The organism is Oscillospiraceae bacterium (assembly GCA_025757985.1).
In the GTDB taxonomy this organism is placed as follows: domain Bacteria; phylum Bacillota; class Clostridia; order Oscillospirales; family Ruminococcaceae; genus Gemmiger.
In genome coordinates, this window is record CP107210.1 from 2,445,840 (window position 1) to 2,460,758 (window position 14,919).

12 protein-coding genes are annotated in these 14,919 nt (G+C 60.1%); 6 read left to right on the forward strand and 6 right to left on the reverse strand.

Features of this window, described 5'->3' with window-relative positions:
* Window positions 1-176 precede the first annotated feature (176 nt).
* From OGM67_11695 to OGM67_11705, 3 genes are all read left to right on the forward strand, one after another.
* The gene (locus OGM67_11695) at window positions 177-935 is read left to right on the forward strand and encodes a hypothetical protein (GenBank protein ID UYJ34235.1); all 759 of its coding nucleotides are present in this window, start codon (window positions 177-179) and stop codon (window positions 933-935) included.
* Window positions 932-1,105 (forward strand): hypothetical protein, encoded by a 174-nt coding sequence (locus OGM67_11700; GenBank protein ID UYJ34236.1) that lies wholly within the window; start codon window positions 932-934, stop codon window positions 1,103-1,105. The genes OGM67_11695 and OGM67_11700 overlap by 4 nt, the downstream gene beginning before the upstream one ends.
* Window positions 1,106-1,201: 96 nt before the next feature.
* Entirely contained in the window at window positions 1,202-1,849 is a 648-nt protein-coding gene (locus OGM67_11705) for a hypothetical protein (protein UYJ34237.1), read from the forward strand.
* Between the two features lie 263 nt (window positions 1,850-2,112).
* Here OGM67_11705 and nifJ read toward each other — a convergent pair whose 3' ends face one another.
* Window positions 2,113-5,652 carry a pyruvate:ferredoxin (flavodoxin) oxidoreductase gene (gene nifJ / locus OGM67_11710; protein UYJ34238.1) on the reverse strand — a complete coding sequence of 1,180 codons (3,540 nt, stop codon included), beginning with the start codon at window positions 5,650-5,652 and terminating at the stop codon, window positions 2,113-2,115.
* A 478-nt stretch (window positions 5,653-6,130) separates the two neighbouring features.
* Window positions 6,131-6,808, reverse strand: a complete 678-nt coding sequence (gene tsaA / locus OGM67_11715) for a tRNA (N6-threonylcarbamoyladenosine(37)-N6)-methyltransferase TrmO (protein UYJ34239.1) — start codon at window positions 6,806-6,808, stop codon at window positions 6,131-6,133.
* Window positions 6,809-7,069: 261 nt separating this feature from the next.
* On the opposite strand from tsaA, the gene OGM67_11720 reads away from it, so the two are divergent.
* The 3 genes from OGM67_11720 (at window position 7,070) to OGM67_11730 (ending at window position 10,884) form a co-directional block, all read left to right on the forward strand.
* A complete protein-coding gene (locus OGM67_11720) occupies window positions 7,070-7,933 on the forward strand; it encodes an ABC transporter ATP-binding protein (protein ID UYJ34240.1) in 864 nt (287 codons plus the stop codon).
* A 100-nt stretch (window positions 7,934-8,033) separates the two neighbouring features.
* Complete coding sequence (locus OGM67_11725; protein UYJ34241.1) at window positions 8,034-9,494, forward strand: hypothetical protein; 1,461 nt, start codon at window positions 8,034-8,036, stop codon at window positions 9,492-9,494.
* Window positions 9,481-10,884 (forward strand): ABC transporter permease, encoded by a 1,404-nt coding sequence (locus OGM67_11730; protein UYJ34242.1) that lies wholly within the window; start codon window positions 9,481-9,483, stop codon window positions 10,882-10,884. Before OGM67_11725 ends, OGM67_11730 begins: the two co-directional genes overlap by 14 nt.
* Before the next feature lie 679 nt (window positions 10,885-11,563).
* Here the strand turns inward: OGM67_11730 and OGM67_11735 are convergent.
* The 4 genes from OGM67_11735 to rnpA form a co-directional block, all read right to left on the reverse strand.
* Window positions 11,564-12,673 (reverse strand): Jag N-terminal domain-containing protein, encoded by a 1,110-nt coding sequence (locus tag OGM67_11735; protein UYJ34243.1) that lies wholly within the window; start codon window positions 12,671-12,673, stop codon window positions 11,564-11,566.
* A 165-nt stretch (window positions 12,674-12,838) separates the two neighbouring features.
* Window positions 12,839-13,861: a YidC/Oxa1 family membrane protein insertase gene (locus OGM67_11740; GenBank protein UYJ34244.1), complete on the reverse strand. Its 1,023-nt coding sequence runs from the start codon at window positions 13,859-13,861 to the stop codon at window positions 12,839-12,841.
* 233 nt (window positions 13,862-14,094) lie between these two features.
* Window positions 14,095-14,355, reverse strand: a complete 261-nt coding sequence (gene yidD / locus OGM67_11745; protein ID UYJ34245.1) for a membrane protein insertion efficiency factor YidD — start codon at window positions 14,353-14,355, stop codon at window positions 14,095-14,097.
* Complete coding sequence (gene rnpA, locus OGM67_11750; protein ID UYJ34246.1) at window positions 14,352-14,717, reverse strand: ribonuclease P protein component; 366 nt, start codon at window positions 14,715-14,717, stop codon at window positions 14,352-14,354. Before rnpA ends, yidD begins: the two co-directional genes overlap by 4 nt.
* Window positions 14,718-14,919 lie beyond the last annotated feature (202 nt).

Below are 14,919 nucleotides of genomic sequence, written 5' to 3' on the forward strand. Positions count from 1 at the left end.
GCCCCTCATCAGTCTGCTTCGCAGACAGCTTCCCCCAAGGGGGGAAGCCTTTTTTTCCTCTTTATCATACCCTCTTTCCCTTCCTCTTGCAAGGCGTGGTCAAAATAAGTTTACAATTTTCCCGGTCGATTTGTGGTATAATAGGAAAGATATTATAAAAGGAGTGTATCCACACTATGGCATGGGTCACGAAGGACAGCACCGAAACCTACAACCAGACGCCGGAGCCCCCGCGCGAATATACAAAGGCTGAAAAGGCCGCCAACTGGTGGCACTACCATTGGGTTGCTGTTGTGATCGGTGTTGCCGCCGTTTTCTTCGGCGGTTGGATCATCAAGGACACGGTCTTTCAGACCCGGCCCGATGTGCAGATTGCCTATGTAGGCACCCACGAGCTGCCGGTCGATACCGTCAACGCCCTGCAGAACGCGCTGACTCCCTTCTGCCAGGACGAGAACGGCGACGGCAAGGTCGTGGTGCAGGTTGCGACCTACAATGTCGATTTTGACGCCGAGAACGAAAGCACCGATGCCTACTACCAGATGGCCGGCGTCACCCGGCTGAGCGCTGAACTGGCCAGCGGCGGCAAGACCTACATCTTCCTGCTGGAGGACCCCGAGGGCTTTGAGAAAAGCACCGGTGTGCTGCAATATCTGGACGGCACAGTGGACGATGACCCCGAGACTGCCGACCCCGATTGGCGCAAGATGGTTTACCGCTGGACGGACTGCCCCGTGCTGACCGGGCTGGAGCTTGGCAGCTATGACGGCTATACCCTGATGGACGATGCGACCGGCACGAACCAGAGCGTGCTGGAGCATCTGTATGTGGGCCGCCGCGGCGTCTGGGATGAAAAGCAGGCCGAGAACTACGCCCACTGCGCCGCGCTGTGGGACGCCCTGACCGCCGGTGCCGTTTCCACCGCCGCCGAATGAGCCGCCCGCTGCCGCCGCTGAAGGGGCATCTGCGGCGGAAAATCGAGCCGCCCAAGCCGCCCAAGTCGAACTCGCCGCCGCTGCCCGACAATCCCTATCGGCGTTTTTTCACAAAACAGCGCAGCTTTGAGGATCTGATCGAAGAAAAACGCCAGACAAAGCATACTTAAAAAATGTCGCATCTCACCCCGGGATGCGACATTTTTTATGCCCGTCCCTCCTTACAATAAGTCCTGTAATGACTTTTTACGGAGGGATCTTTACTTATGCTGCAAACACTGGAACGCACCCACACCTTTGATGCCCGCGTGCTGACGGCCGACAACGCCGCCGCGCTGCGCACCCTGACCGGCCCGGGCGGACTGCCGCTGCTGCCCTGCCTGCACCCCGCGCTGGAGGAGGGGCAGATCGTTGGTGACTACGCCGGCCAAAACGAGCTGCAGGCCGCCGCCGCGCTGCTGCCGCTCTATGCCGAGGACCCGCTGCCGACCAGCCTGCGCGCCGCCGGTTACGGGGCAGACGGGCAGGGCGCGGTGCTGACGCCGCCCGTGCTTAGCGAGGATTACACGCAGTTGCGCCATTTTCTTCGGTTAGCGCTGCGCTGGGCGACCGAGCGCTACGCCAGCTATCATGTCTGGGCCGTGCTGCCGCTGGATATTGAACGCCCGGATGTGTGTGATGACCTCTGCGCACTGTATCTCTCGGCCGGGCTGACACTGCGCGGCATGCGTCCGATGGCAGGCGCCGCACAGATGCTGATCTTCTCAGCGCGCGGGCTGGCCAAATGGCGCGACCCGCTGCGCCGCTGCACCCTGACTGACCCCGCCCTGCCCCGCGTGCTGGAGCGCGGCTACGCCGCCGCCGATTTCGGCTGGGGAAAGGACGGGCTGGAGCTGGTGCTGCGGCCGGTGTGAGGTAAGGGGGACGGCGGGCGCGAGGCGCCAAAAGCCCCTCCGACTTCGCTTCGCTCGTCACCTCCCCACTGCGTGAGGAGGCTTTCTCGCGGGCAAAGCCCGCGCAAAAGGCGCCCCACGCAGTGGGGAGCTGGCCGAGCCTGCGAGGCCTGAGGGGCTTTGCAGCGCTGTCCATCAGCAGCCGCCTCACCCCGCGCCCCGCCCCACAAAAAAGCGCCCCACGCTTTGCAGCGTGGGGCGCAATTTTTATGCTACCTTACAAATTACTTGTACAGGTCGACCAGCTTGGTCAGATGCTCGTAACGGGCATCGGCGGCAGCCTGGTTCTTCTCGAACAGAGCCTTGGCGCGATCCGGGAAGGCGCGGGCCAGACGGCTGTAACGAGTCTCGTTGGCCAGGAAGTCCTGATACTTGGACATATCGCCGGCCTTGGAGGTCAGGGTGAAGGGGTTCTTGCCCTCTGCCTTGGCAGCGGGGTTGAAGCTGAACAGGTTCCAGTAACCGGCAGCAACAGCCTTCTTCATCTCGTTCTGGCAGTTGGTCATGCCGCCCTTGACACCGTGCAGCTCGCAGGGAGCGTAGCCGATGATCAGAGACGGGCCGGGATAAGCCTCAGCCTCGGCGATGACCTTGACAGCCTGAGCCATGTTGGCGCCCAGAGCGATCTGAGCAACATAGATGTAGCCGTAGGTCATGCAGATCTCAGCCAGAGACTTCTTGCTGATCTCCTTACCGGCAGCAGCGAACTGGCAGACCTCACCGATGTTGGAGGCCTTGGAAGCCTGTCCGCCGGTGTTGGAGTACATCTCGGTGTCGAAGACCATGACATTGACATCGTGGCCGGAAGCCAGAACATGATCCAGACCGCCGTAACCGATGTCATAAGCCCAGCCGTCGCCGCCGAAGATCCAGAAGCTCTTCTTGGCCAGGTACTGCTTATCCTTCAGGATCTCCTTGGCCTCATCGCAGCCACAGGCCTCGAGGGCAGCGATCAGGGCCTTTGCGGGCTCGTCGTTGGCCTTGGTGTTGTTCTTGGTCTCCAAGAACTTGTCGATGACAGCATCCAGCTCAGCATTCTTGCCCTTCAAGGCCTCAACCTTGGTGATCAGGTTGGCGCGGACGGTCTCATAACCGATCTGCATGCCCAGACCGTGCTCAGCGTTATCCTCGAACAGAGAGTTGATCCAGGCGGGGCCGTGACCGGACTCCTTGTTGGTGGTGTAGGGGCTGATGGAAGCGGTGCCGCCCCAGATGGAGGAGCAGCCGGTAGCGTTGGAGATGAACATCTTCTCGCCGAACAGCTGGGTGATCAGGCGGGCATAGGAAGTCTCGGCGCAGCCAGCGCAGGAGCCGGAGAACTCAAGCAGCGGCTGGTTGAACTGGGAGCCCTTGACGGAAACCTCGGAAACAACGCCGGGGACATTGTCCTTCTTGCGGATGTTCTCGACACAGTAGTCGAAAGCAGCCTGCTGCTCGGACTGGCTCTCCTGCGGCTTCATCTCGATAGCGGCAGTCGGGCAGACGGTGACGCACTCGCCGCAGCCCATGCAGTCCAGAGGAGACACGGCCATGGTGAACTTGTACTCGCTTGCCTTGGGCTTGGTGTCAGCCAGCTTGGTGGAGGCAGGTGCAGCCTCGGCCTCGGCAGCGGTCAGGCAGAAGGGACGAATGGTGGCGTGAGAGCAGACAAATGCACAGTTGTTGCACTGAATGCACTTCTCGGCGTTCCACTCGGGAACCATAACAGCGGTGCCGCGCTTCTCGTAAGCGGAAGCACCCTGCTCCCACTCGCCGTTGACGTTGCCCTCGAAGGCGGAGACAGGCAGGCTGTCGCCGTCCATACGAGCGATGGGCTCCATAACATCGCGGATCTGCTTGACCAGAGCCTCGGGTCCCTTCAGGGCCTTCGGGGCGGGATCAGCAGCGGGGTTGTGCCAGCTCTCAGGCACCTCGACCTTGTGGACAGCGTCCAGACCAGCGTCGATAGCCTTCCAGTTCATCTGGACAACGGCGTCGCCCTTCTTGCCGTAGCTCTTCTTGGCGGCGGCCTTCATGTACTCGACAGCATCGTCGATGGGCATGACATCAGCCAGCTTGAAGAAAGCGGACTGCAGGATCGTGTTGGTGCGCTTGCCCATGCCGATCTCGATAGCCTTATCGATAGCGTTGATGGTGTAGAGCTGAATGTTGTTGTCGGCAATGTACTTCTTGTCGGCAGCGTTCAGGTGCTCGTCCAGCTCGGCATCGGTCCACTGGCAGTTGATCATAAAGACGCCGCCGGGCTTAACGTCCTGCACCATCTTCATGCCCATGTGGATGTAGGCGGGGTTGTGGCAGGCCACGAAGTCAGCCTGATTGATGTAGTAGGGGCTGCGGATGGGCTTGTCGCCGAAACGCAGGTGGCTGATGGTGACACCGCCGGTCTTCTTGGAGTCATACTGGAAGTAAGCCTGAATGTACTTGTCAGTATGGTCGCCGATGATCTTGGTGGAGTTCTTGTTGGCGCCGACAGTACCGTCACCGCCCAGACCCCAGAACTTGCACTCCTTGGTGCCGGGGGCGGAGGTGATGGGAGCGGGCTTAACCTCAGGCAGGCTGAGGTTGGTCACATCGTCGGTGATGCCGATGGTGAAGCGGGGCTTCGGGGCATCCTTCTCCAGCTCGGTGTAGATCGCAAAGACGCTGGACGGCGGGGTGTCCTTGGAGCCGAGGCCGTAGCGGCCGCCGGTCAGGACGACATCGTTCATGCCGGCCTCACGCAGGGTGGTGGCGACATCCAGATACAGGGGCTCGCCCAGAGAGCCGGGCTCCTTGGTGCGGTCCAGAACAGCGATCTTCTTGACCGTCTTGGGCAGGACCTTCAGCAGAGCGGAGGAAACCCAAGGACGATACAGGCGGACCAGAACCAGACCGACCTTCTCGCCCTTGGCGGTCAGGTAGTCAACGACCTCCTCTGCGACGTCGCAGATGGAGCCCATGGCGATGATGACGCGGTCAGCGTCCTCAGCGCCGTAGTAGTTGAACAGGTCGTAGTTGGTGCCCAGCTTCTCGTTGATCTTGGCCATGTACTTCTCAACAACGGCAGGCAGAGCCTCGTAAGCGGGGTTGCAGGCCTCACGATGCTGGAAGAAGACGTCGCCGTTCTCGTGAGAACCGCGCATCTTGGGGTGCTCGGGGTTCAGTGCCTTGGCACGGAACTCCTCGACAGCCTCCATGTTGCACATTTCCTTCAGGTCCTCGTAGTCCCACTTCTCGATCTTCTGGATCTCGTGGGAGGTACGGAAGCCGTCGAAGAAGTTCACGAACGGAACGCGGCCCTCGATAGCAGACAGGTGAGCAACAGGGGACAGGTCCATGACCTCCTGCGGGTTGCTCTCAGCCAGCATGGCAAAACCGGTCTGACGGACGGCCATAACGTCGCTGTGGTCACCGAAGATGTTCAGGGACTGGGTAGCAACAGTACGGGCGGAAACGTCAAAGACGCAGGGCAGCTGCTCAGCTGCGATCTTGTACATGTTGGGGATCATCAGAAGAAGACCCTGAGAAGCGGTAAAGGTGGTGGTGATGGCACCGGTACCGAGAGAACCGTGCACGGCGCCTGCGGCACCGGCCTCGGACTCCATCTCAACAACCTTGACCTGGTTGCCGAAGATGTTCTTCAGGCCTGCAGCGCTCCACTGGTCAACGGTGTCGGCCATGGGGCTGGAGGGGGTGATGGGGTAGATGGCAGCCACATCGGTGAATGCATAAGCTACATGCGCCGCAGCGGTATTGCCGTCCATAGACTGTTTAGCTCTGGGCATTTTCTTTCCTCCGTTTTTATTAGAGTTTTGCATTATAGAGCTGTGCGGTTGTCAGGGCCGCACAAATCCCGCGCTGCCTGGCACGCGCCCCAATTTTGCTCCGGGCACAGTTCCAGATAAACGCTTTTGCATAGCTTTATTGTACCAAAAAACACCCCGTTTCGTAAAGGGGTTTTGTTCAGAAAGTTGCACAGATTTTTAAACTCGTTGTGTGCATTTTGACCACAATGACGAACCGGGCCGATTTTTGTGTGTTTTGCAGTACGGTTTATAGGATAGCGTTCCGGATGGTGGAATTTTTTAAGATAAGCCTTGCGGCAGGGCTAGTCTGCAAAGCCCCTCCGGCCTCGTAAACTCGGCCACCTCCCCGCTGCGCGAGGAGGCTTTCTGCGGACGGCTTTGCCGTCCGAAAAAAGGCTCCCCACAAGGTGGGGAGCTGGCCGCGCGAAGCAAGGCCTGAGGGGCTTTGCCGCGCTGCCTATAAGATGTCAATAACCGTCAAATTCTCCCCGTCCACCGTAAATTTCACTTTATTGCTGCCGAAATCCAGCGCATACACCCGCGCGGGGTCGTGCTGGTAGGCGGGGCGCGGGTCGTTTTTCAGCACACCCAACAAGGCGGGGCGCTTTTCTTCGGGCACTTTGCACAATAACGCATCGGGGCATATCACCTGCAGGGCGTACGCTCTGGTCGTATCCGTGAACCCGCCGCGCGCATCGGGGTAGGCATCCACATAGGGCAGGTAGGGCTTGATGTCAAAGATCGGCGTACCGTCCAAAAGGTCTGCGCCGCGGACGATCAGATCCCCGTTTTCCACACCGGCCAGCTCCACACAGGACAGCCCCAGCGCATTCGGCCGGTAAGGGCTGCGGGTGGCAAAGACGCCGCGCCGCTCGTTGCCGCCCAGACGCGGCGGGCGGACAGTGGGCCGCCAGCTTTTGCCGGCGGCGTACTCCGCCGCCACGGTCGAGAACTGCCAGATGAGCCAGAGCCGGTCATACCCCTCGATGCCCACAAGGGCGTTGGGGTCGCGGTATTCCGGCGCAAAAACGATGCGGGCGGTCAGCTCCGGCACAAGGCCGCTCTGCCGCGGGATGCCGAATTTATCCGTAAAATCACTGCGTATATACGCAATGGGGTGAATCGTGTAATCCATAGTAACATTTGCCCCCTTTTTGCGTTTATTATATAGGAAAGAGAGAAAAAAGGGAAGTAGGGCGGCCAGTCCTCTGGCCGCCGCGGCGGGGTGAGGGCACCCCGCCCTGCGGTTCAAGGGAAAGGGGTACCTGCCATACCCTTGCGGGCCGGGCAGGAATCCCTCCGCTTTTCGCCATGAATTTTACAATTTCCCCATCTTTTTTCTTTCTTCGCCATATGGTATAATGTAGGATATAACGATCAAAAAGGGGGTATGGTATTGGCGCCCATTATCCATACAGAAAAGCTGCGCAAGGTCTACGCCGTCGGCAAGGAGCGTGTCATCGCGCTGAACAATGTCGATCTGTCCATAGAAAAAGGGGAATTCTGCTGTATCGTCGGTCAGTCCGGCAGCGGCAAATCCACCCTGCTGAACCAGCTGGCCGGGCTGGAAAAGCCGACCTCGGGCAAGGTGTTCATCGGCAGGCATGAGATCAGCGCCATGACCGAGAACGAGCTGGCCGCGTTCCGCCAGCAGCATCTGGGGTTCATCTTCCAAAGCTACAATCTGCTGCCCACCATGACGGCGGCCGAAAATGTGGCCCTGCCGCTTATGTTCAAGGGCGTGGACAAAAAAACACGGCTGGCCCGCGCCCGCAGGGAACTGAAGGCCATGGGCCTTTTGGGCCGCGCCAACCACCTGCCGACCGAGATGAGCGGCGGCCAGCAGCAGCGTGTCGGCATTGCCCGCGCATTCGTCAGCAGCCCCAAGGTCATTTTTGCCGACGAGCCGACCGGCAACCTCGACTCCCGCACCAGCAAGCAGGTGCTGTACCGGATGCTGGAGCTGTCCAAAAACAACCATGTCACCTTCGTCATGGTCACGCATGAGCCGGAGCTGGCCGAATGTGCCGACCGCATCGTGACGATATTGGACGGCAAGGTCTGCTCCAATGTCGTGCAGGACGAGGAGACAAAGAAGAAAAACCGCGATGCCCTGTTTGCCGATCTGGAAGGGAATCTGGATATTGGCGGAGAGGCGGCGAAGGAACAGTCCGCAAAAAAGCCTTCCCCCAAGGGGGAAGGTGCCCGCAGGGCGGATGAGGGGCAGTGTTCCCGCAGCAGCCCCGCAAAAGAGGAATAACGGCAGGCTTGCCCCTCATCAGTCACCTTCGGTGACAGCTTCCCCCTCAGGGGAAGCCTTTTGGGGGACGCCTATGTTAAAAAATTTGGAGGTACCACACTTGAAACGACTATTCACCTTACTTACCGCCCTGCTACTTGCGACGGCGCTCTGCGCACCGGTGCTGGCGGACGATGCCGCCGTGACCGACCCGACGCCCGAACCGACGCCCACCCCGACTGCCTCCATCGACACGAGCAACTCGGACGGCGTCTATGTGTCGGCCTACACCGTCACCAACGCAGCAGGCGGAGAGGTCACGACCGTTGAGGTCGGCGACAGGATCAACCTTGTGCTGAAGGTCGTTGACCACGCCTCGGCCCGGTACTGCGTCAAGCCGGAGGAGATCTCCGCGCGCATCAACTCCGCCGTGTTCACCTACACCGGCACCGGCGAGATTGGCCAGCTGTTCGACAGCAACGACGACCCCAACGCCACCCGCCTGCAGAATGTCCGCAACGGCTCTGCCACCGCAGAAGAGATTGCCCAGAACGCGCAGTACAACTACTACAGCTACGTCCTTTTGTTCCGCGATGTCATCTACAACGGCGGCGGCAATACCGTGCCGATCAACCTTTCTTATCTGGATACCTCGAAGCCGCTGCAGCAGTTCAGCGTGACGATCGGCCAGTGCGTGGACAAGGACCAGACCACCTCGCCGAATCTGCTCGTCCGCACCTCCAGCTATGGGGACAGCGTCATTGCCGGCACGCCGTTCACCCTCTCGCTCGGCCTTTACGCCACGGACGGCAATGAGAATTTAAACGATGTCATCGTCTCGCTGACCCTGCCGGAGAATATCCTGCTCAACAGCGGCAGCCTTTCCAACTATGTCGGCACCATCGCCGCCAAGCAGACCCGCGATGTCACCTTTGAGGTCATGCCCTCGGCCGGGTTTACCGGCACGGTGGCCAACATCACCGTCAACATGACCGGCACAGGCTCGATCACCGGCAAGGAGGTCAGCGGCACAACGACGATCTCGGTCCCCGTCAGCCAGCCCAACCGGTTTGAGGTCGGCCAGCTGGAGCTGTCCAGCGATACGATCTATGTCGGCGATACCGGCAGCGTCTCCCTCACCTATGTCAACAAGGGCAAAAACCCCGTCAGCAACCTTGAGGCACGCCTGACCGGCACCAATCTGGGCGCGGGCAGCTACCAGTACCTCGGCAACCTGAACGCCGGCACCGAGGGCAGCGTGGATTTTGACATCACCCCCGATGCTGCGGGCGCGGTCAGCGGCATCATCACGCTGAGCTATGAGGATGCCTCCGGCAACCCGCAGACCGTCTCCAAGGACTTTTCCGTCAGCGCCGAGGAGATGAGCATGGACGACTTCTATGACCCCTCGATGGACGATATGCAGCCCGAGCAGACCGGTATGCCGGTCTGGGCGTGGGTGCTGATCGGCGTCTGCGGCGCGGTAGTCGTTGTGGTAATTATCGTGGTTGTGGTCCGCAAGCGCAAGAAGGCCAAGGCACTGGCCGCACTGGAAGCAGAGGACAGCGATGAAGATCTCTGATGAAATCAGCCTGTCGGCGCGCAACCTGCTGCGCCGCAAGGGCCGCACGGCACTTACGCTGGTGGGTGTTGTCATCGGCACCTGCATGGTCGTGCTGATGATCTCGCTGGGCATTGCCCAGACCAAAACGAATGAGGAAATGCTGCAGAGCTGGGGCGACCTGACCCAGGTGCAGATCTACGGCTACGGTATGATGCAGGGCAGCGACGGCAAGCCGCTGTATCTGGACGATGCCGCAATCGCCAACATCAAGCAGATTCCCCATGTGGCGGCGGCAACGCCCTACGCACAGGGGTACAATCTGGAGGGCACCATCACGGCGGGCCGCAACGACCGCTACACGATGGACATTTCCAATCTGATCGGCATCGACCCCACCGCGCTGGAGCCGATGGGCTTTACCCTGCAGAGCGGCAGCTGGCCGACCAACACCCCCGCCAGCGAGAAGGCCACCAAGCTGCAGGTGCTGGTGGGCGCGTCCACGGGATACAACTTTGAGGACTCCCGCAAGAGCTACAACAGCCCCAAGCGCTACCGTTACGAGGGCCAGACCGATGCCTCCGGCAAGGAGCTGCCGCCTTTTGTGGACATCGACAAGGACAAGATGACCCTGACCATCAAGACCGGCGAAGGCTCGACCGAAAAAAGCCGCAGCTGGCAGCTGGAGATCGTGGGCGTGCTGACGCCTGACGGCGCCAAGGGCTACTGGACCCAGTCCGGTGTTGTGCTGCGCATACAGGATATGCAGATGCTGCAAAAGGTCTACTGCGACCTGACCAAAACCAAGCTTGAGGAGAAAAGCTACGAGCAGGTCTATGTCAAGGTCGATGACCTCTCCTATGTGACGGATGTGGAAAACGCCATCCATGAGCTGGGGTTCACCAACACCTACTCGATGAACCAGCAGCGCGAGGAGATGCAGAAGCAGGTCATGAAGAGCCAGATGATCTTTGGCGGCATTGCGGCGGTCTCGCTGCTGGTGGCGGCCATCAACATCATCAACACCATGACAATGGCCATCTATGAGCGCACCCGTGAGATCGGCGTCATGAAGGTGCTGGGCTGCGAGCTGGGCAACATCCGCACGATGTTCCTGCTCGAAAGCTCGACCATCGGCTTCATCGGCGGGCTGATCGGGCTGATCATCAGCCTGATTGCCAGCTTTGTGCTGAACCATCTGTCGGTGCTGGGGCAGGGGTTTGACCTGTCCGGCATGATGGGCGGCGGCTACTACATGGGCGGCGACGGCAGCGCCGCAATTTCGATCATTCCGCCGTGGCTGATGCTGGCGGCGCTTGTGTTCGCCACGCTGGTCGGCCTTGTGGCCGGTATCCTGCCCGCAAACAAGGCAGTCAAAATCAGCGCCCTCGAAGCGATCCGGCACGATTAAAAAAACGGTCTATAAAAACAGCGGCCCGCCCGGCAGGGGTGGACCGCTGTTTTTTGTGCGGAATTGTTTTTGTTCCGCTTACACCTGTGTTTTTAACAACATTTCGGACTTTTCAACCGCGTATTTCCACAACCAAAGGCAGTTTTCAACATTTTCCACAGCAAAACCCATGGCGCGGGGAGTTTTCCACCACTGTTGAAAGCCGTTTTATGCGTACAATCGTTGTTTTATAGTTTTCAACAGTTTTCACTAGTTTTCCACAGGGAAAACCCCGGGAAATGGTGGAAAACCGGTTTTCCGGTGGAAAATGTGTATTAGTAGTGGAGTGACCCTGCATTTACGCCTAGATATTGTTTGCAGCCGGGCTTTTGTACCCCCCTGTATAGCCGGTTGTAGTCTGTGGAAAAATAAGAGTTTTCAACACGCTTGTGGAAAACGGTGTGGAAAGTGGGGAAAGTGCCTCACAGTGGGGAGCGGGTAAAGCCCCTCCGGCCTCGCAGGCTCGGCCACCTCCCCAAAATGGGGAGGCTTTCACGCAGGCAAAGCCCGCGCAAAAAGGCGCCCCACGAAGTGGGGAGCTGGCCGCGAAGCTGGCCTGAGGGGCTTTGGCTGGCCGCTTTCCCCCCACCAAAAAAAGCAGCCCGGCTTTACAGTCGGGCTGCTTTTTCAACAATTCTGTTTAAAACTCGATCTTGCCAAAGGCGAAATCATCACCGTCGTGGATGCGCTCGGTGGTTTTGGGTGCCATCGGCTTTGCATCGGGGTCACGCGGGCGGTCGGCAAACTCACGGCCGGGCACGCTGGAGCGGGGGCCGCCGTAGCGCGGGCCGCGGTCATTGCGGTCGCGGCGGGGTGCGCCGTAGCGGGGCCCACGGCCGCCCTCACGCGGGACTCTGGGGCCGCGCGGGCCGCGGTTGTCGCGGCGGGGGCCACGCGGGCCGTCATGGCGGGGGCCGCGCAGGTTGCGGGCATTGTCGCGGTCAGGCAGGTTGCAGGCGTTGGGGTCGGTGGAGTACAGCACCACATGGCGGGCCGGGCCTTCGCCCTTGCTCTCGCTGCGCACACCCTCCATACCGGCGATGGCGGTGTGGATGATGTGGCGCTCGTAGGGGTTCATCGGCTCCATCTCATAGAAGCAGCCGGTGCGGATAACGCGGTCTGCAATGCGTCTGGCAAGGGCAGAGAGGTCGTCCTCGCGCTTGTTGCGGTAGCCGCCGACATCCAGCCCCAGTTTGACATAGGGGCCTTCCATGCGGTTCACAACGAGGCTGGCGAGGTAGGACAGCGACTCCATCGTCTCGCCGCGGCGGCCGATGAGCGCGCCCATATGCTCGCCGGAGACCTTCAGGATCGTGGCAGCGCCCTTCTTGACGGCGCTGAAGGTGAAGTTTTCAACACCCATCAGGTTAAAGATGGGGCTCAGGTAGTCAACCGCAGCCTGCAGGCGGGGGTCCGCCTCGATGTCGAGGGGGATCTCGGTCTCATCGTCAGCCTCGGCAACCATCTCGTCCACGACCTCCTGCTCCAGAGCAGGGGCGGTCTCGTCAGAGATCTCAACGACCTCGGCGGGCTCAGCGGCTTCGGCGGGCTTTACCTCCTCCACGGGGGCAGCCTCCGGCTCCTCGACCTTTACAAGGACCTTGGCAGGGATGGTCTTAAACAGCTTGCGGGCAGGGAATTCCAGTACCTCGTAGCTGACATGGATATCATCGCGGTCAACTCCCAGCGCCTCGCAGGCGGCCTCTACGGCGGCCTCTACGGTCTTGGCGCTCATTTCCATACTGCGCATAAAAGGGAACCTCCTTCTTATTTCTTATCGTTACATTCATCACAAAGGGGAGCGGGGCGGGCGCATATAGAATGCGCCCCTACGGCGGCAGGGGATACACTCCCTCACAGCCGCCAACGGCGCGGGCGAGCAATGCTCGCCCCTACGGTTGCGCGGCGTCTTTTCTTAGTCTTTGTTCAGCGGGGTGGTGCGCTCGTCCTTGTAAAGCTCGGCCTCGCGCTGGCGGGCCAGCTCCAGACGCAGCTTGTTGGCCTCGCCGAGGGTGACCTCCTTCTGGATCTTTTCGCCGTTCTGCTCAACCGTGACGGTGCGCTTTTTCTTCTTCTCGGCGCGCTTGGCGGCCAGCTCGGCCTCATACTGGGCCTTGAACTTTTCGGGGCTGTAGATCTTGTAGGTGACATAGGACTGGCCGATCTGCAGCAGGTTGGACACGCCGTAGTACAGCGAGAAGCCGACCGGGGCGTTGAAGCAGAAGGTAACGAACATCAGGTTCATGACGAGCATCATGACCTTCATGCTGCCCTGCATCTGGGCGTCCATGCCGGAGAGCTTCTGGGTGACGAAGTAGCTGATGAACATCGTGACCGCTGCGATGGCCGGGAAGATGGCGATCGGCACAAAGCGGAAGCCGGGGACATCACACATATCCATGCCGAAGAAGCTGGTGTTGAAGTTCTGGATCTCTGCCACAATGTTGGCGGGGATGATGGACGGGTCGATCACAGCGCCGTTGTGGATGGCCTGAATCAGCGCGGTCTGCATCGTGGAGGTGTTGGCGGTGGCAATGCCGATCGCCTCACAGGCGGCTTTGACGGCGGCGTTGTCCACACCAAAGATGTAATGCACGGGGTAGTACACAACGCCGAGGAAACCGAACAGCACCAGCATCGTCAGCAGCATGGGCAGGCAGCCGCCCATGGGGTTGAAGCCATGCTCCTGCTGGAGCTTCATCAGCTCCTCCTGCTGCTTCTGGGGGTCGTTTTTGTATTTCTGCTGGATCTCATTCATCAGCGGCTGAAAAACAGCCATCTTTGCCGAGGATTTCTGCTGATGGATGCTCAGGGGGAAGAGCAGCAGCTTGAGGAGTAGGGTGGCAACGACCATCGTTACCGCGTAGTTGCCGATGAAGCTGTACAGGATCTTCACCAGCGGGCCAATCAATATGGCCAGGAAGTACATAAAGTTCATAGCCTTTCCTTCTGCCCCGTCTGCGCCCGGGACCATTATTTTTATGTAGGTCTCTGCTGCGCAGTGCAAAGACATGAGAAGCAATGTTGAAAAGCCTTCTCCCTTGGGAGAAGGTGGCCGAAGGCCGGATGAGGGGCGGGCTTGCCCGGCCACCCTTTTGCGGGGCGGCGATGGGAGGTTCTCCCCTCATCAGTCCGCTTTGCGGACAGCTTCTCCCCCAAGGGAGAAGCCTTTCAGCGGCTGCGCGTCAGCCTGCGTTCCGGGCTGACCCACCTTCCTTTCGGGGGGACCGGGTCATAGCCGAACCGGGCAAACGGCTGGCAGCGGAGAAGCCGCCAGACCGTCAGCAGCAGGCCCTTGAGCAGGCCGTGCGTGGCAAGGGCCTGCATGGCGTACTCGCTGCAGGTGGGCACAAAGCGGCAGTGATGCCCGAGGTGCGGGCTGATATACCGCTTATACCCCCGCAGCAGCGCGATCAGCGCCCGGGCGATCATTGCTGTGCGGCGTTCTCAGCCGGGGCGGTCAGGTCGGGCAGGCCGGCCTTGGCAAACAGCCGGCCGAGCGTTTTGCTCATCTGGGTGCTTTTCAGGCGGGGGGTCTGGCCGCGCGCCACCAGAATAATGTCATACCCGCCGATATTCTGGGCCAGATGCTCCGACAGGGCGGCGCGCATGATACGGCGGGCGCGGTTGCGCTGCACCGCATGCCCGACCTTTTTGGTGGCGGTCAGCCCGATGCGGGTATAGCCCAGCCGGTTTTTGGCCACATACAGCACGCAATGCGGGTGTACATAGCTTTTGCCCCGGCCATATACCCGGTTGAACTGCCAGTTTTTATTTAAAGTGCGGTAACGCATAGGTCTCCTTCCTAAAGGCTTCCCCCTCAGGGGGGAAGCTGCCGCCCGCAGGCGGCTGATGAGGGGCGCGCCTGCCCCTGCCGGCCCTGTACCGAACAGCTGCGGTTCACTTCTCCCTCATCCGTCCACGGTCGGGGCCGCGGACACCTTCCCCCAAGGGGGAAGGCATTTTATTTTTTCCTATTCTCCTATATTATAATGA